This is a genomic window from Micromonospora sp. SL1-18 (assembly GCF_047921505.1).
Taxonomy (GTDB): Bacteria; Actinomycetota; Actinomycetes; order Mycobacteriales; family Micromonosporaceae; genus Micromonospora.
Window position 1 is genome coordinate 73,307 of sequence record NZ_JBLROA010000019.1, and the last position, 23,412, is coordinate 96,718.

At 72.1% G+C, this 23,412-nt stretch carries 22 protein-coding genes; 6 read left to right on the plus strand and 16 right to left on the minus strand.

Translation table 11 applies throughout. From position 1 onward, the window contains the following. Positions 1 to 69 precede the first annotated feature (69 nt). The 9 genes from ACNAW0_RS12195 to paaA all read right to left on the minus strand — a co-directional run bounded on the left by ACNAW0_RS12195 (position 70) and on the right by paaA (position 9,178). Positions 70 to 804 carry a demethylmenaquinone methyltransferase gene (locus ACNAW0_RS12195; protein WP_416287910.1) on the minus strand — a complete coding sequence of 245 codons (735 nt, stop codon included), beginning with the start codon at positions 802 to 804 and terminating at the stop codon, positions 70 to 72. Positions 805 to 918: 114 nt separating this feature from the next. Beyond that, positions 919 to 2,160 carry a hypothetical protein gene (locus ACNAW0_RS12200; protein ID WP_416287911.1) on the minus strand — a complete coding sequence of 414 codons (1,242 nt, stop codon included), beginning with the start codon at positions 2,158 to 2,160 and terminating at the stop codon, positions 919 to 921. 282 nt (positions 2,161 to 2,442) lie between these two features. Continuing rightward, a complete protein-coding gene (locus tag ACNAW0_RS12205; protein ID WP_416287912.1) occupies positions 2,443 to 3,672 on the minus strand; it encodes a cell wall anchor protein in 1,230 nt (409 codons plus the stop codon). Positions 3,673 to 3,975: 303 nt separating this feature from the next. Continuing rightward, positions 3,976 to 5,166, minus strand: coding sequence for a cyclic dehypoxanthinyl futalosine synthase (gene mqnC, locus ACNAW0_RS12210; RefSeq protein ID WP_416287913.1), 1,191 nt, complete (start codon positions 5,164 to 5,166; stop codon positions 3,976 to 3,978). Between the two features lie 212 nt (positions 5,167 to 5,378). After that, entirely contained in the window at positions 5,379 to 6,515 is a 1,137-nt protein-coding gene (gene paaE, locus ACNAW0_RS12215; RefSeq protein ID WP_416287914.1) for a 1,2-phenylacetyl-CoA epoxidase subunit PaaE, read from the minus strand. Further along, positions 6,512 to 6,988: a 1,2-phenylacetyl-CoA epoxidase subunit PaaD gene (paaD, locus tag ACNAW0_RS12220; protein ID WP_416287945.1), complete on the minus strand. Its 477-nt coding sequence runs from the start codon at positions 6,986 to 6,988 to the stop codon at positions 6,512 to 6,514. The genes paaE and paaD overlap by 4 nt, the downstream gene beginning before the upstream one ends. 56 nt (positions 6,989 to 7,044) lie before the next feature. Next, entirely contained in the window at positions 7,045 to 7,770 is a 726-nt protein-coding gene (gene paaC, locus ACNAW0_RS12225; RefSeq protein WP_416287915.1) for a 1,2-phenylacetyl-CoA epoxidase subunit PaaC, read from the minus strand. Then, positions 7,767 to 8,117 (minus strand): 1,2-phenylacetyl-CoA epoxidase subunit PaaB, encoded by a 351-nt coding sequence (paaB, locus tag ACNAW0_RS12230; protein ID WP_416287916.1) that lies wholly within the window; start codon positions 8,115 to 8,117, stop codon positions 7,767 to 7,769. Before paaB ends, paaC begins: the two co-directional genes overlap by 4 nt. Further along, a complete protein-coding gene (gene paaA / locus ACNAW0_RS12235; protein WP_416287917.1) occupies positions 8,114 to 9,178 on the minus strand; it encodes a 1,2-phenylacetyl-CoA epoxidase subunit PaaA in 1,065 nt (354 codons plus the stop codon). The genes paaB and paaA overlap by 4 nt, the downstream gene beginning before the upstream one ends. 365 nt (positions 9,179 to 9,543) lie before the next feature. Between paaA and ACNAW0_RS12240 the strand changes: the two genes are divergently transcribed. Beyond that, entirely contained in the window at positions 9,544 to 10,512 is a 969-nt protein-coding gene (locus ACNAW0_RS12240; RefSeq protein WP_416287918.1) for a hypothetical protein, read from the plus strand. Beyond that, the gene (locus ACNAW0_RS12245) at positions 10,512 to 11,450 is read left to right on the plus strand and encodes a hypothetical protein (protein ID WP_416287919.1); all 939 of its coding nucleotides are present in this window, start codon (positions 10,512 to 10,514) and stop codon (positions 11,448 to 11,450) included. The genes ACNAW0_RS12240 and ACNAW0_RS12245 overlap by 1 nt, the downstream gene beginning before the upstream one ends. 60 nt (positions 11,451 to 11,510) lie before the next feature. Here the strand turns inward: ACNAW0_RS12245 and ACNAW0_RS12250 are convergent, their stop codons facing one another. From ACNAW0_RS12250 to ACNAW0_RS12260, 3 genes are read right to left on the minus strand one after another with little or no spacing between them, the layout of a single operon-like run. Beyond that, positions 11,511 to 12,362: a menaquinone biosynthetic enzyme MqnA/MqnD family protein gene (locus ACNAW0_RS12250; RefSeq protein WP_416287920.1), complete on the minus strand. Its 852-nt coding sequence runs from the start codon at positions 12,360 to 12,362 to the stop codon at positions 11,511 to 11,513. A gap of 45 nt (positions 12,363 to 12,407) precedes the next feature. Further along, complete coding sequence (locus ACNAW0_RS12255) at positions 12,408 to 13,739, minus strand: MFS transporter (RefSeq protein ID WP_416287921.1); 1,332 nt, start codon at positions 13,737 to 13,739, stop codon at positions 12,408 to 12,410. 45 nt (positions 13,740 to 13,784) lie between these two features. Continuing rightward, on the minus strand, positions 13,785 to 14,366 hold the full coding sequence (locus ACNAW0_RS12260; RefSeq protein WP_416287922.1) for an ArsR/SmtB family transcription factor: 582 nt from the start codon (positions 14,364 to 14,366) through the stop codon (positions 13,785 to 13,787). Positions 14,367 to 14,570: 204 nt separating this feature from the next. Here ACNAW0_RS12260 and ACNAW0_RS12265 point away from each other — a divergent pair, with 204 nt between their 5' ends. Further along, positions 14,571 to 16,790: a HelD family protein gene (locus ACNAW0_RS12265; protein WP_416287923.1), complete on the plus strand. Its 2,220-nt coding sequence runs from the start codon at positions 14,571 to 14,573 to the stop codon at positions 16,788 to 16,790. A 103-nt stretch (positions 16,791 to 16,893) separates the two neighbouring features. Here the strand turns inward: ACNAW0_RS12265 and ACNAW0_RS12270 are convergent, their stop codons facing one another. Then, the gene (locus tag ACNAW0_RS12270) at positions 16,894 to 17,496 is read right to left on the minus strand and encodes a hypothetical protein (protein ID WP_416287924.1); all 603 of its coding nucleotides are present in this window, start codon (positions 17,494 to 17,496) and stop codon (positions 16,894 to 16,896) included. 186 nt (positions 17,497 to 17,682) lie between these two features. On the opposite strand from ACNAW0_RS12270, the gene ACNAW0_RS12275 reads away from it, so the two are divergent. From ACNAW0_RS12275 to ACNAW0_RS12285, 3 genes are all read left to right on the plus strand, one after another. Then, complete coding sequence (locus tag ACNAW0_RS12275) at positions 17,683 to 18,567, plus strand: ABC transporter ATP-binding protein (protein WP_416287925.1); 885 nt, start codon at positions 17,683 to 17,685, stop codon at positions 18,565 to 18,567. A gap of 11 nt (positions 18,568 to 18,578) precedes the next feature. Further along, a complete protein-coding gene (locus tag ACNAW0_RS12280) occupies positions 18,579 to 19,319 on the plus strand; it encodes an ABC transporter permease (protein WP_416287926.1) in 741 nt (246 codons plus the stop codon). 95 nt (positions 19,320 to 19,414) lie between these two features. After that, positions 19,415 to 20,194 carry a VOC family protein gene (locus tag ACNAW0_RS12285; RefSeq protein WP_416287927.1) on the plus strand — a complete coding sequence of 260 codons (780 nt, stop codon included), beginning with the start codon at positions 19,415 to 19,417 and terminating at the stop codon, positions 20,192 to 20,194. Between the two features lie 78 nt (positions 20,195 to 20,272). Here the strand turns inward: ACNAW0_RS12285 and ACNAW0_RS12290 are convergent, their stop codons facing one another. The 3 genes from ACNAW0_RS12290 to ACNAW0_RS12300 all read right to left on the minus strand — a co-directional run bounded on the left by ACNAW0_RS12290 (position 20,273) and on the right by ACNAW0_RS12300 (position 23,311). After that, positions 20,273 to 21,097: an ABC transporter ATP-binding protein gene (locus tag ACNAW0_RS12290; RefSeq protein ID WP_416287928.1), complete on the minus strand. Its 825-nt coding sequence runs from the start codon at positions 21,095 to 21,097 to the stop codon at positions 20,273 to 20,275. After that, positions 21,094 to 22,191, minus strand: a complete 1,098-nt coding sequence (locus tag ACNAW0_RS12295; protein WP_416287929.1) for a FecCD family ABC transporter permease — start codon at positions 22,189 to 22,191, stop codon at positions 21,094 to 21,096. Before ACNAW0_RS12295 ends, ACNAW0_RS12290 begins: the two co-directional genes overlap by 4 nt. A 181-nt stretch (positions 22,192 to 22,372) precedes the next feature. After that, positions 22,373 to 23,311 (minus strand): ABC transporter substrate-binding protein, encoded by a 939-nt coding sequence (locus tag ACNAW0_RS12300; RefSeq protein WP_416287930.1) that lies wholly within the window; start codon positions 23,309 to 23,311, stop codon positions 22,373 to 22,375. Between the last annotated feature and the right edge of the window lie 101 nt (positions 23,312 to 23,412).

Genomic DNA, 23,412 nt, shown 5'->3' on the forward strand with positions numbered 1-23,412 from the left:
CAACGGAATCGGGTGGTTTACTCCCGCAGCAGCCCGCGCCGCCCGCTTCGTCCGGGTCGGATCCGACCGTCAGGCCCGGACCGCCCGGTGCAGCGCGACGATGCCCCCGGTGAGGTTACGCCAGGCCACCCCACCCCAACCCGCCGCGCCGACCCGCCCGGCGAGCGCCGCCTGGTCCGGCCAGGCCCGGATCGACTCGGCGAGGTAGACGTACGCGTCGGGGTTGCTGGAGACCGTCCGCGCCACCGTCGGCAACGACCGCATCAGGTACGACAGGTAGACCGTACGGAAGGCGGGGTTGACCGGGGTGCTGAACTCGCACACCACCAGCCGGCCGCCCGGCCTCGTCACCCGGGCCAGCTCGCGCAGCGCCGCATCGGTGTCGTTCACGTTACGCAGGGCGAAGGAGATGGTGACCGCGTCGAAGCTGGCGTCGGCGAAGGGCAGCCGCAGGGCGTCGCCGGCCAGCAACGGCACCTGCGGACGGGTGCGCTTGCCGGCGTACAGCATGCCCAGCGACAGGTCGGCACCCACCGCGTACGCCCCGGAGTGGGCCAGTTCCTCGGTCGAGACGCCGGTGCCCGCGCCCACGTCCAGCACCCGCTCGCCGGGACGCAGTCCGAGCGCCTCCCGGGTGGCCCGCCGCCAGAACCGGTCCTGCCCGAAGGAGAGGACGGTGTTGGTCAGGTCGTAACGGGCCGCCACGCCGTCGAACATCGCGGCGACCTCGTGCGGCTGCTTGTCCAGGCTGGCGCGCTGGCCCTGCGGGGTACGGCTCACCACTCCACTCTGCCAGCCGGCCATCGACCGGCACCCCCCGGGTATACCGGTGGACCCAGGCGGGGCGGAATGGTGACCATCCCGCCCCGGCTGCCGTGCGTAATGTGGACGGCCCGCATGGGCCGATGGAAGACCAGCTCAGCCGGTCTGCTTCTCGTCCCCAGGGGTGACCACGACGACCCGACGCCGCCGCGCGGCCAGGAACAGCACGGCTCCTGCGGCCAGCACGACCGCGCCGGCACCAGCGAAAAGACCGACCTGCGGACCGGTCACCGGCAGGCCGCCGTCGACACCACCGTTCCCGCCACCACCGTTCCCGCCACCGTCACCATCTCCGACGGCGGCCGGGGTCACGACGAACGCGAAGTCGTCGGAGTTGTCGCTCTCGTCGATGTCCGAGAGGGTGGCCGGACTGCTGGATGCCACACCCAGGAACCACGGCAGGCTGCTGTGCTCCCCCTCGGCGGGAGGATCTCCCACGAAGTCCGCCGAGATCGACACCGTGCCGCCGGGCAGGGTCGCCGGGGCCTTGACTCCCGCCGAGACCGTCACCGGGAGGATGACGGCGACCGGATCGTGCGGCACCAGGACGACGTCCACCGGGCAGTGGAAGGTGCGCTTGTCATCGGTGAACCCGCACTCCTCGGTCCGCAGGCTGTTGAAGGTCACGCCCTTCGGCACCGTCATCCGCACGGTGATCTGGCTGACCACCCGGTCGCCCTGGTTCTCGAGGTACACGACGGCCACCGTCTTGTCGCCCGGGTTCAGCGGAGCGCCCGACAGGTCGCCCTTCCGGGCGTGCTCGATAGTGATCTCCCGATTGATGTCCGGCGCCACCACCGTCAGGTCGGCGCCGTTCTCGGTGGTCAGCACCACCTCGTACTCATCCTGGTTGTCCGCCGGGTTGGCGTCGATCAGTGGCTTGTGGTCGTTCCACGGGGTGACGGAGACGCGCAGTGTGGCGTGGTACGGCTCGGTCAGCTGGTCGGTGGTCTTGAAGACCAGCAGCGGCAGCTCGACCGTCTCACCCGGGCCGGGGATCTGCTCTCCGCGCAGGCCGCAGTTCCACCGGTCGTTCTTCTCGTCGCCCTCGACGTCGCACTCCTCCAGCAGCGGGTCGATCCGCACCTTGCGGTAGTCGAAGTCCCGGGCGTCGAAGTCGATCGCGATGAGGTCGGGGGTGAAGGTACCGTGATTTCTGACCTTCACCACCGCGATCTTGTCGGTCGTGCCCTCGGCGAGCCGGGTGCCGACGACCTCGACCGCCAGGTCGACGACCGGCTCCCCGGCGTGCGCGGGCGTGGCCGGGAGGACGAGGCCGGCAGCCGCCAGCAGGGCGGCGGCACCGAGTCGGGCCGGCGATGAACGGCGCGGGTTCATGGACGCTCCCCGTGTGACGTGGCGGACAGGGCGCACCGGACCATAGCCGTCCACGCCGTACCGCACCGCCCCCCACGCCGTTCCCCAGCCGATACCCGCTGAACGTCCACCCGAGAACTCCCCCGGACGGCCAGGGTGTGGCCCGGGCTCACCCCGCCACTCTGCCAGCCGGCTGTCGATCGTCGATCCCCTGGGTACGCCGAGGGGCGGGATGGTGAACCATCCCGCCCCTCTTGCCGTGCGTTATGTGAACGACCCTCGCGGGCCGATGAGGGACGACCGTCAGGCGGTCGGCTTCTCGTCGCCCGGGGTCACCAGGACCACCCGACGCCGACGGGCGACCAGGAACATCGCGCCGCCCGCGAGCAGCACGGCCGCGCCGATGCCGCCGATCAGGCCGGCCTTGGCACCGGTCACCGGCAGGCCACCCTCGTCGTCGCCGCCGCCCACACCACCGCCGCCGCCACCCTTGGCGGCCACCACGACAGCGAAGCCGTCGGTGTTGTCGCTCGGGTCGAGGTCGGCGAGGTCCGACTTCTGCAGCGGAGTCATGTTCTTCGGCAGGCGCTTGATCACCTTCGACTGCGCGGTGAGGCCCTTGGCCGGCAGGATCGGCTCGACCGAGACGGTGCCACCCTTCAGGGCGCCCGCCTTGACGTCCGCGCCCACCGAGAGCAGGTGGTAGAACTCGCCGCCGGGGACGTCGTCACCCTTGCCGTCGAACTGGGTCAGGGGGATGAACGGAAGCTCGGGGTAGGTGCAGACGAGCGAACGGTTGTCCGCGGCGTACTCGCACTCGTCCTCGGTCTCGGTGAAGGTCACGCCCTTGGGGAGCTTGACCGTCACCTTGAGGCCGGCGGTGGGCATGTCGCCCTGGTTCACCACCTCGTAGATGAGCTGCGCGGTGTCGCCCGCGTGCAGGTCACCGGTGACCTCGATCTTGCCGTTCTTGACCTTGACGGCGTTCTTCACGTCGTCGGCCAGGACGGTGAGGTCCGCGCCGCTCTCCTTGGAGAACTCGACGTCGACGGACTTGGTGTTGTTGTCCTTGTTGGTGTCGTCCTTGGAGATGATCGTGAACTTCACCGGGGCGCTGTACGCCTTGTCCAGGGACTCGACCAGCTTCACCAGGACGACCGGGAGGTCGATGGTCTCGCCCGGGCCCGGAAGTGCTTCCTTCTCGGCCCAGCAGGTGACCAAGGCCGGGCCCTGGCTGCCGGGCTCCACGTCGCACTCCTCTGCGAAGGGAACCACGGCGACCTTGGCGAAGTCGAGCTTGGAGACGTCGATCCGGACGCCCAGTTCGGACGGGGTGTTCTTGCCCTTGTTGGTCACCTTGGCGAACGCCAGCTTGCCGGCGGCGCCGTCGGCGACCCGGGTGCCCACCACGTCGATGGCGAGGTCGGTTTCGGTGCCGGCGGCGTGGGCGGGCGCACCGAAGGCGGTGATCGCCCCAGAGGCGAGCAGCGCGGCGGCGCCGAGCCGCACCAGCGGCCGGTTACGGAAGATCATTGAAGTAATCCCCCCGCGGGATTGAGGAAGGTAACGGGGACAAGCGGGCACGTTAGCGGCCCACGATCACCCGCGCCAGCCCACACACCGAAGCTTCATGACCCGCACATCTAAGAGTCACCTAAGGATTGCCCGAATTGATAGATCTTGTTACGAAGGGCGGCCCGACTGATCAGTCGAACGGGCACGGAGATGCAACCCTCTCGATGAGCCGGCAATGGCCGTTCGGCCGACCCGACCGCCGAGCCGGGCGGCCACCCCCGAGAACGACGGACGTGGCCCGGGGGGAGAGACAAATCGAGTTCAGTTGACGTCGACGAGCGGCAGCGACTTCCCGACACCGCCACCGGGCAGGGCGATCGAGGAGAAGTGCGAGACCACCCGGTCGTCGTTCGGGTCGTCGGCGGACGTCCAGTGCACCGCGAGCCGCTGGTAGAGGGTGTCCCGCTGTGCGGGGATCCGGTCGGCGGTGCGGATCATGCCGATCAGCTCGTGCAGGTTGGACCGGTGCCGGGCGCCGGCCGAGGAGATGACGTTCTCCTCCAGCATGATCGAGCCGAGGTCGTCCACGCCCATGTGCAGGGCGAGCTGGCCGGCGTCCTTGCCGGTGGTCAGCCAGGACGCCTGCAGGTGCGGCACCGTCTCGAAGAAGAGCCGGGCCACCGCGATCAGTCGCAGGTATTCCATGGTGGTCGCCTGGGTACGGCCCTTGAGATGGTTGTTCTCCGGCTGGTACGTCCACGGGATGAACGCCCGGAAGCCACCGGTGCGGTCCTGCACGTCACGGATCATCCGCAGGTGCTCGATCCGCTCGGCGTTCGTCTCGCCCGTGCCCATCATCATGGTCGCGGTCGACTCGAGGCCCTGCCGGTGCGCCAGCTCCATGACCTCCAGCCAGCGCGCCCCGGATTCCTTCAGCGGGGCGATCGCCTGGCGCGGCCGGTCCGGCAGCATCTCGGCGCCGGCGCCGGCGATCGAGTCCAGCCCGGCCCTCTTGATCCGGGCGATGGCCTCGTCCAGGCTGACGCCCGAGACCTTGGCCATGTGCAGGATCTCGCTCGGGCCGATCGAGTGGATGGCGAGCTGCGGATACGCCTGCTTGACCGCGGAGAACAGCTCCTCGTAGTACTCCACGCCGTAGTCCGGGTGGTGGCCGCCCTGGAGCATGACCTGGGTGGCGCCCAGCTCGACCGCCTCGCCGCAGCGACGCAGGATCTCCTCGGTGGGGTGGGTCCACCCCTCCTTGTGCTTCGGGGCACGGTAGAAGGCACAGAACTTGCACGCCGTCACGCAGACGTTCGTGTAGTTGATGTTGCGGTCGATCAGGTACGTGACGATGTTGTCCGGGTAGCGCCGGCGACGCACCGCGTCCGCCGCCTCGCCCAACGCGTGGAAGGGCGCCTCGGTGTAGAGCAGCAGGGCCTCCTCGGGCGTGATCCGCCCGCCGTCCGCGCCGCGCTGCAGGATGTCGTCGATCTCCCGGCTCACCGTCACGCCCCGAGCCTACGTCGCCCGTCCTGAGGCCGATACGCCGCTCCACCTCGGTGACGAGCGCCCCACCACGCGGATCAGTTTCGCCACCGGACCGCTCGGGCGGTGACAGCCGCGCGGTGCGGGCCACCACCCCGGCGGTGAATCGTTTGCGACATCAAGTCCGTAGGCGGACTGAAGTCATTCCGCTCCGGGCCCATCACCGGCCGGCACTGTCAGGCGTCGTAGTCGACCGTGAGCCGGTCCGTCAGCGGGCTGGACTGGCAGGTGAGGACGTAACCGGCCGCCACCTCGTCGGGCTCCAGGGCGTAGTTGCGGGCCATGGTCACCTCGCCGGAGACCACCTTCGCCTTGCAGGTCGAGCAGACCCCGCCCTTGCACGCGTACGGCAGCTCGCCGCGGACCTTCAGCGCGGCGTCCAGCACCCGCTCGTCGCGCCCCATCGTGAAGGTGGACGAGCGTCCGTCGAGCAGAATCGTCACCTCGGCTCCGGCGCCCGGCTCGTCGTCGGGGCGGCGGACCGGCTCCGGCGGCGCGTCGACGTGGAACAGCTCGGTGTGCACCGCCGACTCCGGCAGGCCCCGGCCGGTGAGCACCGCCTTGGCGTCCACCACCATCCCGTACGGGCCGCAGAGGAACCATTCCTCGATGGCGTCGCCGGGTACGACGGTGTCCAGCAGCCGGGTCAGCCGCTCGGCGTCGATCCGCCCCGACAGCAGCGGCGACTCGCCCTGCTCCCGGGAGAGCACGTGCACCAGGTGCAACCGGGTCGGATACCGGTCCTTCAGGTCGGCCAGCTCCTCGGCGAACATGACCGAGTTCGCGGTGCGATTGCCGTACACCAGGGTGAAGGTGCTGGCCGGCTCGACGGCCAGCGCGGTCGCGACCAGCGAGAGCACCGGCGTGATCCCGGAGCCGGCGACCACCGCGCCGTAGTGCCGGACCCGGTCCGGCGCGAACGCCGTGGTGAAGTTCCCGAGCGGGGGCAGCACCTCGACGGTGTCGCCGTCGCGCAGCGCGCCGCAGGCGTACGCGGAGAAGGCGCCGCCGGGGATCTCCCGTACCCCGATCCGCAGCCGTCCGTGCCGCGCCAGCTCCTGGGGAGTCGAGCAGATCGAGTACGACCGCCGCACGTCCTCCCCGCCGGCACCGGCGGAGCCGGTGAGCCCGCCTCCGGCGGGACGGCGCACGGTCAGGTGCTGGCCGGCGGAGAACGCGAAGGCCTCCCGCAGCTCCTCGGGTACGGCGAAGGTGATCGCCACGGCGTCGTCGGTGAGCCGATCGACGGCGGAGACCGGCAGCGGGTGGAAGGCCGGCCGGCGACGGACCGGTCGGGTGATGGTGACAGTCACAGCGCCTTCACATGGTCGAAGGGTTCGGAGCAGGAGCGGCAGCGCCACAGCGCCTTGCACGCGGTGGATCCGAAGCGGCTGACCTGTTCGGTGTCCGGAGATCCGCAGCGCGGACAGCGGACGGCGAGGGTCAGCGGCACGACGTTCCCCGCCCGGGTCGGCGCGGGCGGGGCGATCCCTGCGGCGGCTAGCTTGGCCCGGCCGCGCTCCGAGATCCAGTCCGTGCTCCACGCCGGGGAGTGCACCGTGCGGATCTCGGCGTCGGAGTGGCCGGCAGCGGCCAGCGCCCGGCGGATGTCGGCGCGGATCACGTCCATCGCCGGGCAGCCGGTGTAGGTGGGGGTGATGGTGACGACCACCCGGCCGGTGGCCGGGTCCTCGTCCACCGACCGGAGGATGCCCAGCTCGTCGATGGTGATGACCCGGATCTCCGGGTCCACCACCGCCGCCACGGCCTCCCGGGGAGTCACCAGTACCACCTTCCGTTCGCGACTGCGGGGCTCCGCTTCGCTGCACTCACTCCCCGCGCTCACCAGCTAGCTCCGGGATGGGCGCGGTGCAGCACCTGCATCTCGGCCAGCAGGTACGAGAGGTCTTCGGTGTGCACTCCGTCCCGGCCGCCGCCGGGCGTCCAGCCGTCCGCCGGCCAGGTCAGCGTCGCCTCGGCCAGCACCGGGGACACGACGGCGTCGAAGTCGGCCCGCAGGGTGGCCGGGTCGACCGGCGCCGCCGGGTTCGCCGCGAACAGCTCGTGGGTGTACGGCCACACCTGGTCGATCGCGGCCTGCATCCGGCGGTGCGACTCCTCGGTGCCGTCGCCGAGCCGCTTCACCCAGAGCGCGGCGTGGTCAAGGTGGTACGCGGACTCCTTGCGCGCCTTCGCGCCGATCGCGGCGAGCCGCTCGTCGGCGCACCCGGCCAGCGCGGTGTAGAGCGGAAGCTGGTACGCGGCCAGGAAGAACAACTTCGCCATGGTGACCGCGAAGTCGCCGTTGGGCAGCTCGACCAGGAGGCAGTTGCGGAACTCCCGGTCGCCGCGGAGGTACGCCAGCGCGTCCTCGTCCCGGCCGGCGCCCTCCAGCTCGCCCGCGTACGTGAGCAGGAGGCGGGCCGCGCCGAGCTGGTCGAGGGCGATGTTCGCCAGCGCGATGTCCTCCTCCATCTCCGGCGCGTGGGAGGTCCACTCGCCGAGTCGCTGCGCCGCGATCAGCGCGTCGTCGCCGAGGCCGAGGGTGTAGTCGAAGAGGCTGGTCACAGGTGGGCCGCCCCGTCCGGTACCTGGTAGAAGGTGGGGTGGCGGTAGACCTTGTCGGCCGCCGGGTCGAAGAAGGCGTCCTTCTCGTCCGGGCTGGACGCGGTGATCGCGCTCGCCGGCACCACCCAGATGGAGACGCCCTCCTGACGGCGGGTGTACAGGTCCCGGGCGTTGCGCAGGGCCAGCTCCGCGTCGGGGGCGTGCAGGCTGCCGACGTGGGTGTGCGACAGCCCGCGCCGGGCCCGTACGAAGACCTCCCACAAAGGCGAAGGACCGCTCCCGCCCTCGCCCAGAGGCGAAGGATTGCCCGCGCTGAGCCGATCGGTTCGCTCGCTACGCTCGCTCACGCCGCCACCTTCTCCTTGTTCATCTGCTTGACGGCGTACGCAGTGGCGGCCTCGCGTACCCAGGCGCCCTCGTCGTGGGCGCGGCGCCGGTGCGCCATCCGCTGCCGGTTGCACGGCCCGTTGCCCTTGATCACCCGCATGAGCTCGTCGTAGTCGGGCTGGGTGTAGTCGTACGACTGCCGCTGATCGTTCCAGCGCAGGTCGGGGTCGGGCAGGGTGAGCCCGAGGATCTCGGCCTGCTGCACGCACATGTCGACGAAGCGCTGGCGCAGCTCGTCGTTGGAGAAGCGCTTGATCTTCCAGGACATCGACTGGGCGGAGTGGGTCGAGTCGGTGTCCGGCGGGCCGAACATCGCCAACGACGGGTACCACCACCGGTCCACCGCGTCCTGGGCCATCGCCTTCTGCGCCGGGGTGCCGTGGGCCAGGGTGTGCAAGATCTCGTAGCCCTGGCGCTGGTGGAACGACTCCTCCTTGCAGACCCGGATCATCGCCCGGGCGTACGGGCCGTAGGAGCAACGGCACAGCGGCACCTGGTTGACGATCGCCGCGCCGTCGACCAGCCAGCCGATCGCGCCCACGTCCGCCCAGGTCAGCGTCGGGTAGTTGAAGATCGAGCTGTACTTCTGCCGCCCGTTGAGCAGCAGCTCCACCAGCTCGTCGCGGCTGATCCCCAGCGTCTCGGCCGCGGCGTAGAGGTAGAGGCCGTGGCCGGCCTCGTCCTGCACCTTGGCCAGCAGGATCGCCTTGCGCTTGAGGGAGGGGGCCCGGCTGATCCAGTTCCCCTCCGGCTGCATGCCGATGATCTCGGAGTGCGCGTGCTGGGCGATCTGCCGGATCAGCGTCTTCCGGTACGCCTCCGGCATCCAGTCGCGCGGCTCGATCTTCTGATCGGCGGCGACCACGTCCGCGAAGTACGCCTCGAGGTCGTCGTCGGGGGCGGGCCCGGCGCGCCGGGCCCGGGCCGCCGCCTCCCGAAGGGCCGCCTCCGCCGCCTCCACCTCACCGAGCAGGCCGCCGCCCGGAGCGTCCTCGGGCGCAGCGAAGTCGTTGCCATACATGAGGCCAGTGTTACAGCTTTCAACCGACGACACCAGAGGGTGTAACAGGTTCAACCTGCCACCTTCCGTCACCGAATGACCGCCTTCAGCGATAAGCCGCAGCCTGCGCGCCCCTGTGACATCGGCCACGCATCAGACGTGAATCCTCGCAAGGCCGGCACAACGGTCGATTACCCCGCCTTCACGGCGAGCCGTCAGGTGCCGAACTCTGGCGTCCGGCCTGTCCGGAAGTAGACTTCCCCCGGCACACCGATCGGCTGCTGACGATCGCCACCGACTCCAGGCCACCCCCGGCCTCGGCGATCAGGCCGAACCCATTCGGAAAAGCCGGTCCCCCCGGCCAGACATCTGGAGTTCACCCACTCATGCGACATCGCGTGATCATGGTGCTCGCCATCGTGACGGTCCTCCTCGGTGGCGTCATGCTGGTGCCCGCCGCGTACACCCGCCTCACCGGCGGCGACGCCCTCGCCAGCATCGGCAGCATCGGTGGCATCGGTGGCGGGGAGAAGGTCCCCGCGCCCGCGCCCACCCCGCCGCCGCCGCCGACCCTGGCCGACGCGCCGGTCTCGGTGAGCTTCAAGGGTGAGTTCTTCTCCTGGGCACTGATGGACCGCAAGACCGGGGAGATCAGCGGCGCCAAGAACATGACGTCGACCAACTCGACCGAGTCGATGATCAAGGCCTGGTTCGCGTCGGACTATCTCCACCAGCTCGGTGACAAGCCGCTGAGCGCGGAACGGAAGAGGCAGATCGACACCGCGATCCGGGACAGCAACGACGACGCGGCCAACGCGCTCTACAAGGCGAACGGCAGCGCCAAGTCAATCACCCGGATGATCAAGACCTGCGGGCTCACCGACACCAAGCCGGGCACCGTTCCCGGCTACGTCGGCTGGTGGAGCTTCACCCAGATGTCCCCGCAGGACGCCGTCCGACTCGGTGACTGCGTCGCCGACGGCAAGGCCGCCGGAACCAAGTGGACCAAGTTCGTGCTGGACGAGATGGCCAAGGTGCGTGGCACCGTGAAGGACCAGCAGCAGCGCTCGGGCGGCGGTCACTGGGGGATCATCGACGGCCTGCCCGAGTCGATCACCAGCCAGGGCCCGGTGAGCATCAAGAATGGCTGGACGCCGCTCAACTACGACGGCAACTGGCACGTCAACTGCCTGGCCGTGACCGACAAGTGGAGCCTCGCCGTGATGATGCGCTACCCGCAGAAGGCCGGCCTGGAGTACGGCGCGAAGGTCTGCGCCAGCGTCGCCACCCAGCTGGTGACCCCGCAGCCCGGCGCCGCGCTGAAGGTGCCGCAGCAGCCGGTCGGGAAGCTCTGATGGCCGGCAACCGGCGCCGGTCCGGCAGCAACCAACGGCCGCTGATGCTCAGCGCCGTCGCGGTGATCCTGGTCGGCGTGGTGCTCCTCGCGCTCCGGCTGGTGCCCGGCTCCCCGCTGAACCCCACCGCAGGCGGGCACCAGGCCATCGCGAGCGCCCGGTCCACGGGTACGCCCACCGACCCCGGCTCCGCAGCCCAGCCCACGCCCTCCCCGTCCCCCTCCCTGGAACCGCTGCCGTTCACCGCGCAGAACCTCGACGACCTGGGCATCAAGGGCTGGTACTCCTGGAGCGTGCTGGACAAGCGCACCGGAAAGATCATCGGCTCGAAGAACATGGCCGAGACCAGCACCACCGCCTCGATGATCAAGTCCTGGATCGTCGCCGACTACCTGCGGCGTACGGCGGAGGCAGGGCAGACCCCGAGCGACGCGAAGCTGGCCGACGCCACGCAGATCATCCGGGACAGCGACAACACCCGCGCCGAGCAGTTCTACAACAACGTCGGCCGGGCGGACTCGATCAAGCGGCTGATCAAGACGTGCGGGCTCACCGACAGCAAGGTCGCCAGCGACGGCGGCTGGAGCCGGACCCAGCTGTCCCCGCGGGACACCGCCCGGCTCGGCCTCTGCATCGACGACGGCCGGGCCGCCGGGCCGAAGTGGACCAAGTGGCTGCTCAACGAGATGCGGGAGGTCCGCGGCGCCGGTGACTTCGGCATCCGCAAGGCGTTCCCGGCCAAGGTGCAGAAGACCATCGCCATCAAGAACGGCTGGATCGACCGGGCCAAGGAGCAGGAGATGCACATCAACTGCCTGGCCATCGGCGACACCTGGACGATGGGCGTGATGGTTCGCTACCCGATCGGCATGGGCTACGACTACGGCATGCAGAACTGCCAGAAGATCACCGAGGCGCTGCTCCGCCCGGCGCCCTGACCCACTCCCGGCTGCGGCGGCGGTGTCCTTCGGGGCACCGCCGCTTCGTTTTCCGGCCGGTCAGCCCTGGAAGAATTCCGGCCCGTTCGCGGGCAGGGCCGGCGCCTCACCGATCGCTGCCACCCGGCTGGCGAACTCGCGCAGCCCGGCCACCTGCCGCTCGCCGAGCGAGAAGTCGAGGGTACGGAAGTAGGTCGCCAGCGTCGCGGCGTCGAACGGCTCCCAGCGGGCTCCCGCCTCGGCCACCTGGTCCAGCTCGGCCAGGCAGAGGTCGCGCGAGCGCAGGAACGCCTCGTGCACCTCCTTGACCAGGCCGGGATGCGCGGCGGCGAAGTCCCGGCGTACCGCCCAGACGGCGAAGACCATCGGCAGGCCGGTCCAGTCCCGCCAGGCCTGCCCGAGGTCGGTCACTGTCAGTCCCTTGCGGGGCGCCTCGTAGAGCGCCCGCAGCGCCACGTCGCCGATCAGCACCCCGGCGTCAGCCTCCAGCAGCATCTGGGTCAGGTCCGGCGGGCAGCGGAAGTACTCCGGCCGCACGCCGTACCGCTCGCCGAGCAGCAGCTGGGCCAGGAGCACCCCGGTACGCGAGGTCGAGCCGAGCGCGACCCGACCCCCGTCCAGCTCGGCGAGGGGCTTGGTGGAGACCACGTTGACCGAGAGCACCGGGCCGTCGCTGCCGACCGCCAGGTCCGGCAGCAGGAGCAGCTCGTCGGCGTGTCGCAGGTATTCCACGTGCGAGATCGGGCCGATGTCCAGGTCACCGGCGACCAGCGCGGCGCTCAACCGGTCCGGAGAGTCCTTGTGCAGGTCGACGTCGATCAGCGCGCCGGACCGCATCAGCCCCCAGTAGATCGGTAGGCAGTTGAGGAACTGGATGTGTCCCACGCGGGGCCGGGCGATGCGGTCAGCCATGACCTGACGTTATCCCCGCGCCACACCGCCGGTTCACCGGAGGGGCTACTGAGTGGCCAACTCCGCACCGCACGCGGCCGCTCGCCCACCCTGGTCGGCACCAACGCCGGGCCCGTCAGCGGAGCCGGTCCCCACGCCCGGGACGGTCTCTGGCGGCCGTGGGGCCGTGGCGCGCTCGGCGCGCACCGCCCGCCGCACGGGCGCTGCCACTGCGGCGACCACGAGCAGGCCGACCACCCCGCAGCCGACGAAGAGCGGCCGAGGTTCGGCCACCGCCAGCAGCAGGCCACCGGCCAGGTAACCGGCCATCCCGGCGCCCTGGACCGCCGCCCCGAAGACCGCGAAGGCCCGGCCCCGGGCCGCCTCGGGGACCCGCCGGGCCAGCAACAGATTGTTGAAGACGTTGTCGCCACCGTTGCCCACCCCGCCGGCCAGCCAGATCGGCACGAGCAGCCAGGCGGACGGCACCGCCGCCGAGGCCAGGACCGCCAGGCAGCAGCCGCCAAGCAGGGCCAGCCCGGCCCCGAGCAGCGCGCCGTCGTCGGTGAGCCGCCGGGCGACCTGGGCGAAGATCCAGCCACCGACCACGATGCCCAACGTCCACGAGCCGGTCACCAGGCCGTACACGGTGGTGGAGCTGTGCAGGGTCTCCCGGATGAAGAAGACCTCGACCACGTTGATCGCGCCGACCGCGGCGACCACCGCGGCGAGGCTGCCGACCATGACGACCAGCAGCGGGTCGCGCCGCAGCTGCCAGCCCGGCGACGGGGTGGCGGCGACCCCGGCCGCCGAACCCGTCCGCCGGCCACCGCGGCGGGTACGGATGAGCAGCCCGGCCGCGACCAGCGCGAGGTAGCTGGCGGCGTCGACGAGCAGCGGCACCCGGGCGCCGAACCCGCCGACCAGCAGCCCGGCCAACGCCGGGCCGGCGAGCGCGCCGAGCGTGCCGGCGGTCTGGACGAGCGCGCCGGCCCGGGGGAAGTCCTCGGCCCGGACCATGGTGGGCACCAGTGCCGCGAGCACCGGCTGGGTCACCGCGAGGCCGGCCGCGAGCAGCGCCACCAGGGCGATGACCAGCGCCGGATGTCCGGCGTACGCGAGCGCGAGACAGGCCGCGGCCTGGGCGAATCCGGTGACCACCAGCAGGAGGCGGCTGTCCACCCGGTCGGCGAGCCGGCCGGTCAGCGGCGCGAGCGCCACCAGCGGCAGGGTGGCGGCGAGCAGCAACCCGGAGACGGCGAGCCCGCCCGCCCCGGCGGATTGGAGGGCCAGCGTGAGGGTGGCGGCGGCGAGGAAGTCCCCGCAGCTGGAGATGCCTCGGGCGGCGGTGGCGAGCCAGACGTCCGACCAGCGCGACGGACCAGATGCGAAGGACATACTTCGAAATTAATCCTTCATACCTGGTCGACGCAACCCCGTGCGTCAGTCGAGGGGCAACGTCCGGTACTGCACGGCGACGCTTCGCGCCCCTTCGGGGGGACTGGTCCGCAACCGCCGCCGGTACGGGTCGAGCAGCTCCTGGATCGCGTTGTTGAGCCCGGTCAGCTCCTCTGCGGTGAGCAGCAGCAGGGTGTCGCTGAACCAGGCAGCCGTGTACCACTCGCGGGGCTCGTCCGGGGCGCGCCGGATCCAGTCCCGGACCCGCTGGGTGTCCCGGGCCAGATGCGCGTCGACCAGGGCCAGCTCGGCGGCACGGGTCTCGGAGTCGGCGTCCTGGCCGCCCTCGACGGAGTACGACGGGCTGAACGCCCGCCAGACCCGCTCCCGGGCGTCGCCCCGGCTCGGGGCCTCCTCGATCAGGCCGAACTTCGCCAGCTCCCGCAGGTGATAGCTGGTCGCGCTCGGGGAGAGGCCGCCGATCTCGGCGCACTCGGTGGCGGTCGCGCCACCCTCCAGCGTGCTGAGGTGTTCCATGATCGCCATACGCGCGGGGTGCGCCAGGGCCCGCATCACCTGCGGGTCGCTGATCGTCACCCGGCGCTGTTCGGAGCGCGACTCGGTCATGCCCCCATGATCCCGCCCGGGGGACCGCCCCGCGACGGGCCCCGCTCGCGAGAGGAAAACCGGTTGCCGTCGACACCGGCCGGAGTAGGCTGCTTTGTCCCGCCCGACGGCCGTGGTGAGTAGCACCGCACAGGACGTCCCCCGCGCCGACCGACGTCGGATACGCGAGCGGCAGCGTTTTTCCCCGTGACGAGGAGTACGTGGATGACCCTGCACGCCCAAGAACAGACCCTGGACGGCGAGCTCGCCGCCGAGCGCGCCCACCTGGATACCAGCCGCGCGGCACTGCGCCGGATGCGCGAGCGCGCCGAGGCGCTCTTCGCCGCCGGCGACAAGGTCGCCGGGGACGCGTACACCGCCGAACAGCTGGGCCGGCACATGGCTCGCCGGGTCAAGGAGCTGGCCGACGACCCGACCACTCCGCTCTTCTTCGGCCGGCTCGAATTCGGCGGGGCCGCCGACAGCCTGCACAGCGGCGGGGCCGCCGACAGCCTGCACAGCGGCGGCACTGACGACGAAGTCGTCGGTGCTGACGACAAAGTCGTCGGGGTGTACCACGTCGGGCGACGGCACGTCACCGACGACCTCGGCGAGCCGCTGGTGCTGGACTGGCGGGCCCCGGTCTCCCGGTCGTTCTACCGGGCCAGCGCCCGCGACCCCCAGGGGGTCGCCGTCCGGCGCCGGTTCGGGTTCAGCGCCGGCGTGCTGACCAGCTTCGAGGACGAGCACCTGGACCGGGGCGAGGAGCTGGGCACGGCCAGCCGGATCCTCAACGCCGAGATCGAGCGTCCCCGCGTCGGCCCGATGCGGGACATCGTCGCCACCATCCAGCCCGAGCAGGACGAGCTGGTCCGGGCCGACCTGGCCGACTCGATCTGCGTGCAGGGCGCGCCGGGCACCGGCAAGACGGCGGTCGGGCTGCACCGCGCCGCGTACCTGCTCTACCTGCACCGGGAACGGCTGCGCCGGTCGGGGGTGCTGATCGTCGGGCCGAACCGGGCGTTCCTGTCGTACATCGCCGCGGTGCTGCCGGCGCTCGGCGAGGTCGAGGTCGAACAGGCCACGGTGGAGGACCTGGTCGCCCGGGTGCCGGTACGCGCTGTCGACACCCCGGACCTCGCCACCCTGAAGCACGACGTCCGGATGGCCGAGGTGCTGCGCCGCGCCGTCGACGCCCACATCGGTACGCCCACCGAGCCGATCATGGTGTCCGACGGCTCGTTCCGCTGGCGGATCGGCCTCGACCCGCTGCATCGGGTGGTCGAGGAGATCCGCCGGGAAGGGCTGCCGTACGCCACCGGCCGGGAGCGCGTCCGGGCCCGGGTGGTGGGGCTGCTGCAACGGCAGTCCGAGGCCCGCCGGGCGGAGTCGCCCAGCGACGCCTGGCTACGCCGGATGGGCAAGGTCAAGCCGGTCACCGCCTTCCTCGACGCGGTCTGGCCGGCGCTCACCCCGGAGGGGCTGCTGCACCGGCTCTGGTCCGACGCTGACGCCCTCGCCACGGCGGCCGACGGCCTGCTCACCGCCGAGGAGCAGGCCCTGCTGCTCGGCCGGGCGGCTCCCAGCGGGCGGCCCAGCACCGGGGACCCCGGTCCCGGCGATGCGGGCGGACCGGCGAGTGCCGCCACCACGCGGCGGCGAGGCGAGCCGGCGACCGCCGGGACGGCGCTGGGGCGTACCCCGAAGGCGACGCGGTGGACCGCCGCGGATGCCGTGCTGATCGACGAGGCGGCCGGGCTGATCGAGCGGCCCGGCGGCTTCGGGCACGTGGTGGTCGACGAGGCGCAGGACCTCTCCCCGATGCAGTGCCGGGCCATCGCCCGCCGCAGCGAGCACGGCTCGATCACCCTCCTCGGTGACCTGGCCCAGGGCACCGCGCCGTGGGCGGCCACCGACTGGCGGGAGTCCCTGGCCCACCTGGGCAAGCCGGCTGCGGCGGTGGTGCCGTTGAGCGTCGGCTTCCGGGTGCCCGCGGCAGTGGTCGCGTTCGCGAACCGGCTGCTCCCCGCACTCGCGGTCGACGTACCCCCGGCCGAGTCGCTGCGCCGGGACGGGACGCTGGACGTGCGTACGGTGGACGACCTGGTGGCGGCGACGGTGGCGGAGGTGCGCCTTGCGCTCACGCACGACGGCTCGGTCGGCGTGATCGCCGCCGACGACGCGGTGGAACCGGTCCGCGCCGCGCTCGCCGCCGCTGGCGTCGAGACCGCGACCGCCGACGACGTCGAGGCCGCGGCGCGGGTCACCGTCGTCCCGGCGACCCTGGTCAAGGGCCTGGAGTACGACCATGTCGTGGTCGTCGAGCCGGCCGCGATCGTGGCCGCCGAGCCGCGCGGCCTGCACCGCCTCTACGTGGTGCTGACCCGAGCGGTCTCCCGGCTCGCGGTGCTGCACCGAGATCCGCTCCCCACACCCCTGGCTTGATCAACTCGATGTGCGGCATACGGTGGTCTCCACAGCCGGGGAGACCACAAGTTGCCGCACACTGAGTTGATCAAGCGGGCGGGGGTCGCCGAGCCGGCGGGTGTCAGCCGGAGAGGGCGGCGGCGACCGCGCGCAGCGGCCGGCCCGACTCGGCGATCGGCACGGTGAAGGCGAGCCAGGAACCGTCGGTGAAGTCGACGCGCAGCCGCTTCGGGTTGAGCCGGTGCCAGGCCACCCGGGCCGACGCCACCTCGGCGCGCGGCACCGACCAGGCGACCCCGGACTCGGCCAGAGCCCGCTCGTCGTCCTCCCGACTGGACAGCAGCTTCATCGGCCCGCTGACACAGACCAGCAGCCGCCGGTCGGTGGCGGCGAGCAGGATGTCCCGCACCGCCAGGTCCGGCCGGGGCGAGTGCAGCGCGTGGTGCAGCCGGGAGGCGACCGAGCCGGGGGCGCCGCGGCCGGCGACACCCCAGGCGATCAGGTCCACCAGCCGGTCGCCCCACCCCCAACTGACCAGCGGGGAGATCAGGTTGAGCAGCACCGCTCCGATGCTCACCCGGCCGGCGGGGGCCTCCGCTTTCGCCGCGTCGAGTGGCGGAGCCGGCGGTGTCCCCTTGGCGGCGTCAGCCTTCGCGTACGCCAACACCGGCTCGCCCGGCTCGACGAGCTGGCCGATCCGGTCGCGGTAGCTGGTCTCGTCCATCGGCCCAGTATCGGTGGTAGCCGTAGCCGTCGGTGGCCCGGCGCTGGGCGGCGACGCAGCCGGCGGGAAACAGCAGGCGGTGCGGGAAGTCGTGGCCGCCCCGTCCTGGGGCGGCCGGGGTGGCACCCACCCGGTAAACAGGGGACCGTACACCTGTCCGGGACCGCAACCCCGAGGAGTCCTCCCATGATCCTGGCCCGCGCCCACCAGGTCAGTCGCCGCTACGGTGAGCTGCTGGCCCTGGACGGGGTCGACCTGAGCGTCCGCTCCGGGGAGCTGGTCGGCCTGCTCGGCCCGAACGGCGCCGGCAAGAGCACCCTGATCAACCTGCTGGTCGGGGTACGCCGACCCACCGCCGGCCGGGTGGAACTGTTCGGCGGCGACCCGCGCGACCCGGCCAGCCGGCAGCAGCTCGGGGTCACCCCGCAGGAGACCGGCCTGCCCGCCACGCTCCGGGTCGGCGAGGTGGTCGACTTCGTCTCCGCGCACTTCCCCGACCCCGTCCCCCGGGGCGAGCTGCTCGACCGGTTCGGCCTCGGCGACCAGGTGAAGCGCCAGACCGGCGGCCTCTCCGGCGGGCAGCGCCGCCGGCTCGCGGTGGCCCTCGCCTTCCTCGGCCGGCCCCGGCTGGTCGTCCTCGACGAGCCGACCACCGGGCTCGACGTCGAGGCGCGGCACGCCCTCTGGGATGCGATCCGCGACTTCCACGCTGACGGCGGGACGGTGCTGCTGAGCAGCCACTACCTGGAGGAGGTGGAGGCCCTCGCCCAGCGGGTGGTGGTGATGGGGCACGGGCGGGTGCTCGCCGACGACACGGTCGAGGCGATCCGGGGCATCGTCGGCGTACGCCGGGTCAGCCTGATCGCCGACGACCTGCCGCCGCTGCCCGGGGTGGTCGCCACCGAGCACGCCGAGGGGCGTACCCACCTGCTCACCACGGACGCCGACCAGCTCGTCCGCGACCTGGTCACCGCCGGGGTGGCGTTCCACGACCTGGAGGTCCGCCCCACCTCGCTGGAGGAGGCGTTCCTCGCCATCACCACCGACCGGCCCGCGCCCGCCATCCGCTGAGGAGAAGATCCGTGCCCCTCGCCCTGGTCCACGCCCGCTACCAGCTTCTCGAAACCGTCCGGATCCCGGTAGCGATCTTCGGCAGCGCGTTCTTCCCCGCCGCCGCGATGCTCTTCTTCGTGGTGCCCTTCGCCGGGGACGACCCCACCAGTGCCACCTACGCCACCGCCGCCATGGTCACCTTCGCGGTGATGAGCGCCAACATCTTCCAGTACGGCATCGGCGTCGCCGAGGACCGCGACAAGCCCTGGGATCCGTACACCCGGACGCTGCCCGCGGGGCCGGCGCCCCGGCTCGCCGGCCGGGTCCTGGCCGGCCTGGCGCTCACCTACCTGTCCATGGTTCCGGTGGTGGTGATCGCGGCGGTGGCCACCGCCGCCCGGGTGACCCCGGTGCAGTTCCTGCTCGGCACCGGCGCCGTGGCGGTGATCTCGGTGCCGTTCACCCTGCTCGGGCTTACCATCGGCTACTCGCTGCCGAGCAAGGCGGCCATCGTGGTCGCCCAGCTCGTCTTCTTCCCGCTCGCCTTCGGCGGCGGCCTGCTCTCCGGCGGCCCGGACAACGCGCCCGGCTTCATCAAGGCGATCGCCCCCTATCTGCCCACCCGGGGCGCGGTGGAGGTGGTGTGGGCGGCCACCACCGACTGGCGGCCGAACGCGATCTCCATGGTCATGCTCGGCGTCTGGCTAGTGGTGCTGGCGGGGCTTGCCGGCTGGGCGTACCGGCGGGACGAGGGACGCCGCTTCACCTGACGTCTTGGCCGATTCCGGCCCGCCACGGGACGCGACGGTGCCACGATGCCGGCAGGGCGTGCCAGCGGGGCCGCCCACCGGCGAGAGGGGTCACCGTGAGCGGCGTGGAGCCCGGCACGCCCTGCTGGACCGACCTGGCGGCCGCGGGGCTGGAGGACGCCAAGCGGTTCTACTCGGAGCTGTTCGGCTGGACCGGCCGGGTCTCCCCGGAGCCCGCGGCCGACGGCTACACCGTCTTCCTCAAGGACGGCCGGGCTGTGGCCGGGGTGGGCCCGCCGGCCACGCCGGATCAGGTGCCGATCTGGTCGACGTACGTGGCGACCGACGACGCCGACCTGGTGGCCACCCGGGTGGAGGCGGCCGGCGGTCAGGTGGTGGTGGCCCCCTTCGACGTCTCCGACCAGGGCCGGATGGCGGTCCTCTCCGACCCGGCCGGGGCGGTGTTCAGCGTCTGGCAGCCAATGGCGATGCGCGGCGCGGAGCTGTTCAACGCGCCCGGGGCGATGTGCTGGAACGAGCTGGTCACCCCCGACCCGGAGCGGGCCAGGGACTTCTACGCGCTGGTCTTCGGCTGGCACGCGGAGGAGCAGCCGGGCGAGCCGTACCCGTACACCGGGTGGCGGTGCGGCACGCTGATCGTCGGCGGGCTGGCGCGACCGCTGGCGGAGCTGCCGGCCGACCTGCCGGCGTACTGGTCGGTGTGGTTCGCGGTGGCTGACGCGGACGCGACCGCGGCCCGCGCCGTCGAGCTGGGCGGGGCTGTCCTGGTCCCGCCCCGGGACACTCCGAAGGGCCGGCTCACCGCCCTCCGCGACCCGCAGGGCGCCCTCTTCTCCACCCTCGCCCCCCGACCCGTACGCCGCGTCACGGCTTAGCGTCCGCGGGCACCTGGCAGCAGCCGGTTAACAGGGGGCCCCTCCTCTACCGGAGGCGTTAACAAGGGGCCCCTCCTTTCAAGCGGGGCGGACGGGGACGACGAGGGGGCCGTGGTCGCCCTGGACAACCCGGACGCGGGCGCGGTAGTGGGTGGCGAGCAGGTCCTCGGTGAGCACCTCGTGCGGGGGGCCGGCGGCCGCCACCCGGCCGGCGGCGAGCAGCACCAGGCGGTCGGCGTACTCGCCGGCGATGGAGAGGTCGTGCATGGTGGCGAGCACGGTCAGGCCGTGCTCCCGGCGGAGCTGGTCGACCAACTCCAGCACCTCCTGCTGGTGGCCGATGTCCAGCGCGCTGGTCGGCTCGTCGAGCAGCAGCAGGGTGGCGCCCTGGGCCAGGGCGCGGGCCAGGAACACCCGCTGCCGTTCCCCGCCGGAGAGGGTGGCCAGTTCCCGGTGCCCGAACGCGCCCAGGTCGAGCCGGTCCAGCACCTCGTGCACGGCGGCCAGGTCGGCGGCCGACTCCCGGCCCAGCGCCGGAATGTAAGGGGTACGCCCGAGCAGCACGTAGTCGAAGACCGACATGCCGGCCGGGATCACCGGGGACTGGGCGACGGTGGCGACGACCCGGGCCCGGTCGCGGCGGCGGAGCGCCTGGATCGGCGTACCGAAGAGGGAGACCGCGCCCGGTGCGGGCAGCAGACCGCCGACGGCGCGCAGCAGGGTCGACTTGCCGGCGCCGTTCGGGCCGATCACGGTGACCCACTCGCCGACGGCGACGGTCAGGTCCACGCCGGCCAGGATCGACGCCCCGCCCAGTTCGACGCGCAGGTCCCGAACCTCCACGGCGCTCGACGGGACCTCTGGTCGCGACTGCGCGGACCGCGGGCCCCGTTCCCCGCTCATGTGAACACCCGGCGGGCGGTCCGCAGCACCAGGACGAAGAACGGGCCGCCGAGCAGCGCGGTGACCACGCCGATCGGAATCTCGGCGGGGGCGGCCACGGTCCGGGCGACCACGTCGGTCAGCGCCAGGAACGCCCCGCCGAAGAGCATCGACAGTGGCAGGATCACCCGGTAGCTGGACCCGGCGAGCAGCCGTACGGTGTGCGGCACGATGATGCCGACGAAGCCGATCAGCCCGGAGGCGGAGACCGCGGCGGCGGTGCCCAGCGAGGCGGCGGCGATCAGCAGGTAGCGGGAGCGCTGCGGGTGCAGCCCGAGGCTGGTGGCCTCGTCGTCGCCGACGGAGAGCACGTCCAGCTCGCGCCGGTGCAGCAGCACCACGACCGCGGTGAGCAGGAAGTACGGCAGGACCAGCCGGACGTCGTGCCAGCCGGCGGTGGCCAGCCGGCCGAGCAGCCAGGAGTAGACCTGCTGGATGCTCTCGGCGTGCCGCTGCATCAGATACGTCTGCCCGGCGGCGAGGAACGCCGAGACCGCCACTCCGGCCAGGATCAGCGCGGCGGGTGACCGGTCCCGCCCGCCGGCCGCGCCAAGCAGGTACGTCAGGGCGACCGCGCCGAGCGAGCCGACGAACGCGGCGAGCGGGATCGTCACCGGCATGCCGCTCAGCGCCCCGCCCGCCCCGGCGCCGAGCGCGATCGCCGCGGTCACCGCGAGCCCGGCCCCGGCCGCCACGCCCAGCAGGTACGGGTCGGCCAGTGGATTGCGGAACACGCCCTGGTAGCAGCCGCCGGCCAGGGCGAGCAGCCCGCCGACGAGCAGGCCGAGCACGACCCGGGGCAGCCGCAGCTCGGTGACGATGGCGATCTCCCGCTCGCTGAGCCCGCTGTCCAGGTGCACGCCGGGCAGCAGGTTGAGCAGCTCGGCGGCGACGCTGCCGGGTGGCAGGCTGACCGGGCCGAGGGACACCCCAGCGACCAGCGCGACCAGCACCGCGCCGATCCCGACCACCAGCCAACGCTTGCGCAGCCCGGCCGGCCGGGCCGTCGCACCCGGCCCGGCCGCGGGCCGCCCGCTGACCCGGCGTCCGAACATCCGGGTAGTGCCGCTCGTGGATCGGGACGCGGGCGTCCGGGCAGTGCCGCTCCCGGATCGGGACGCGGACATCGGGGTAGTGCCGCTCGTGGATCGGGACGCGGGCGCGCCGGCGGGCCGGGACGCGTCGGGCGCCCCGGCCGTGCCGGCGGATTCCGCTGGTCGCACGCTCACTGGCAGGTCACGCCGGGACCTTGGCGGTGGCGTCGACGATCGCCCGGAGCAGGTCGACCACGCGCGGGCCCCAGCGCGAGGCGATGTCGTCGTCGAGGGGGACGATCTGGTTGTTCTTCACCGCGGTGATGCCGGCCCAGCCGCTGCGGGCCTTGACGGTCTCGGGCGTCTGCTGGCAGCACTTGGTGTCGGACAGGAAGACGAAGTCCGGATTCGCCTTGACGATGACCTCCTGGGAGAGCTGCGGATAGCCGCCGTTCTTGCCGTCGGCGTCCGACGGGTCGGCGATGTTCTCCAGGCCGGCGAGGGCGTAGATCGAGCCGATGAAGGTCTTGCTGGTCGCGCTGTAGAGCTCCGGGCCCAGCTCGTGGTAGTAGGTGAGCTTCTCCGCCCGCTGCGGCAGCTTGCCGGTGAGCGCGGCGATCTCGTCCTTCATCTTCTTCGTGAGGTCCGCCGCCTCGCCCGGGTGGCCGGTCAGCGTGCCCAGGTCGGTGATCTGCTGGTACGTGTCGTCGAGGGTGGCCGCGGCCGGGATGAGCAGCACCGGGATCTTCAGCGTGGTGAGCTGGTCGACGATCTTGTTGATGTCGTTGGAGAGCACCACCAGGTCGGGGCTCTTGCCGGCGATCGCCTCGGCGTTCGGCTGGAAGCCGGAGAGGTCGGTCTTCGGCGCCTCCGACGGGTAGTTCGACTGGTCGTCGACGGCGGTGACCTGCTTGCCGGCGCCGACCGCGAAGAGCATCTCGGTCGCGGTCGGCGACAGCGAGACGATCTTCTCCGGGCGCTTCTCCAGGGTCAGCTTGCCGACCGTGACCGGGAAGGCCGCGGCGGCGCTGCTGCCGCCGGCGGCGGGGGTGTCGGTCGAAGTCTTCTCGGCGCAGCCGCCGAGGAGGAGGGCGCCGACCGCGAGGGCGGCGGCGAAGAGCCGGGGGGTACGTCTGGACATGGGTCCTCCTGTCGGTCGAGGAGCGTGGTGCTTCGCCGACAGGGAGCGCCTGGGCGTGCCCGTCCGCGAGGCGCCCTTCCTCGAGAGCGCGTGTCGCGACC